Raw genomic sequence first — 2,580 nt, 5'->3', positions numbered from 1 at the left:
ATTTCAGAATTACAATATTTACCAGATCAATCAAGAGGTAATGTAGGTATTGCTTTAGATTATAAAATAATGATTAGTAAAGACCGTAAAAAATGGAAGGAAGTTGAAAGTGGAGAGTTTTCTAATATCAGGAATAACCCTATAAGACAGTTGATAACGTTTAAAAAAAATAAAAAAGCCCGTTATTTGAAGTTTACAACCAAAAATATTGCAGACGGCCAAAGTAAATTAGGTATTGCAGAATTTGATGTCTTTTAAAAGCTTTTAAAAAGCAGTTTGTAATGTTCTTTTTAAGAAGAAAAATCACTTAAATATTTATCCGAAATTTTAAAGTATATATGACAAAATTATTGTTTCCCTTTAGTTATTTAATTGGGATCTTTTGTGTACAAGCTCAAACCCTTGATCCTGTAATCGAAAATCCAGATGTTATAAAAATGAACAAGCTTGAGGCTCGAGCGAGTTTTTTTCCTTACAGTTCTTTAGAGTTAGCAAAAGAACGTAAGCTTTCTAAAGCTGAAAATTACTTATTGTTAAATGGTATATGGAAGTTTAATTATTGTGAGTCGCCTGAGTTACGTCCTCTTGATTTTTATAAACAAGATTTTGATATTTCTGGTTGGAATAGTATAAAGGTGCCTGCAAATTGGGAGGTGGAAGGATTTGGTATTCCTATTTATGTAAATGCTACTTATCCATTTCAAAAGGGAAAAGTAACACCACCAGATATCCCTGATGGTCATAACCCTGTGGGCTCTTACAAACGAACATTTGAGCTTCCAAATAATTGGGAAGATAAAGATGTAATTATTCATTTGGGAGCTGTGAAATCAGCATTTTATATCTGGATTAATGGAGAAAAGGTAGGTTATAGTCAAGGTTCTAAACTACCTGCAGAGTTTAATATTACTAATTATGTAACGCCAGGAAATAATAGTATTGCTTTAGAAGTTTACCGTTGGAGTGATGCTAGTTATCTGGAATGTCAGGATTTCTGGAGAATTTCAGGTATAGAACGTGATGTGTATTTATATGCTAGACCTCAGGTACAAATTGCCGATTATTTTTCAAAAGCAGGTTTAGTTAATAATTATACCGATGGTGATTTTAACTTAAACTTGGATTTAAAGAACATTAGTTCTAAAAAGCAGAAAGGGACTGTTGAAGTGATACTTTCAAAATCTGGGCAAGACGTGTTTACATCTTCATCGGAATATGAGTTAACAGAAAATGGAGATACAGATTTGTTGTTTACAAAAATTATAAAAGATGTGAAATCATGGTCGGCAGAAACCCCAGAACTTTATGAATTAAGTATTGTACTTAAAGATAAGAAAGGGAATACTTTAGAAGCAATATCAAGAAAGTTAGGTTTTAGAACGTCTGAGGTAAAAGGTGGCCAATACCTGTTAAATGGTAAGCCTATTTTATTTAAAGGAGTTAACCGTCATGAACACGACCCTAACACAGGTCATGTAATTTCTCAAGAAGATATGCTAAAGGATATAAAAATATTTAAAGCATTTAACATCAATGCCGTTAGAACATGTCATTACCCAAACGACCCTTATTTCTATGAGTTATGTGATCGGTATGGAATTTATGTTGTTGACGAAGCTAATATCGAATCACATGGTATGGGGTATGCGTTGCACAAAACACTAGCGAATAATCCCTTGTGGTTAAAAGCACATTTAGAGCGTGTGGAGCGTATGGTTGAAAGAGATAAAAATCATCCATCTGTAATTATCTGGTCGTTAGGAAATGAAGCAGGAAATGGTTATAATTTTTATAAATCTTATTTATTGGCTAAAAAACTAGATTCTACAAGACCAACACAATATGAAAGAGCCGAGCATGAGTGGAATACAGATTTATTCGTTCCTATGTACGACACGCCTCAAGGTGTGGAAGACTATGCGAAAAATGAAGATTTTACTAAGCCTTTAGTGCAATGTGAATATGCTCATGCCATGGGAAATAGTATGGGTGGTTTTAAAGAGTATTGGGATTTATATGAGAAGTATGATAAGTTACAAGGTGGTTTTATCTGGGATTTTGTTGATCAGGGAATTAAAACCGTAAAGAACGGTCGAGAGATTTATGCTTATGGAGGTGATTTTGGACCAGAAGGCACTCCGAGTGATAATAATTTCTTAAATAATGGTTTGGTACAGCCTGATAGAACTCCAAATCCGCATATATATGAAGTGAAATATGTTCATCAAAATGTAAAGTTTTATGAAAACGATTTGTCTAAAGGGTTAATTAATATTAAAAACTGGTATTTCTTTAGAAACTTATCTAATTATCAATTATCCTGGGAAGTATTGGAAAATGGTAAGGTTGTTGAAACTGGAAGTATAGAGAATATAATAACCAAACCACAAACGGAAAGAACAATACATATTCCTTATAAAACAAAATTTAAATCAGATGCGGAATATTTTCTAAATATTAATGTCCAATTAAAACAAAATGAGCCTTTATTAGCTGTAGGTTACACCATAGCTTATGAGCAGTTTCAATTACAAAAAGCAACTTTTAATTTTTTAGAAACTTCTAATCAAGCGGTGAGTT

General features: G+C 32.5%; 2 protein-coding genes. Both read left to right on the top strand.

Annotation, left to right across the window (positions count from 1 at the left end):
* The coding region (locus tag ICJ83_RS16745) for a discoidin domain-containing protein (protein ID WP_188231560.1) at nucleotides 1-258 on the top strand (258 nt) is incomplete at its 5' end.
* A gap of 80 nt (nucleotides 259-338) precedes the next feature.
* A partial coding sequence (locus tag ICJ83_RS16740) for a glycoside hydrolase family 2 TIM barrel-domain containing protein (protein WP_188231559.1) occupies nucleotides 339-2,580 on the top strand: 2,242 nt, incomplete at its 3' end.

Origin of the sequence: Aestuariibaculum sediminum, from assembly GCF_014596945.1 — a bacterium.
In the GTDB taxonomy this organism is placed as follows: domain Bacteria; phylum Bacteroidota; class Bacteroidia; order Flavobacteriales; family Flavobacteriaceae; genus Aestuariibaculum; species Aestuariibaculum sediminum.
The sequence above is the reverse complement of the archived record's forward strand: the minus strand, read 5'-3'. Positions and strand labels throughout refer to the sequence as shown.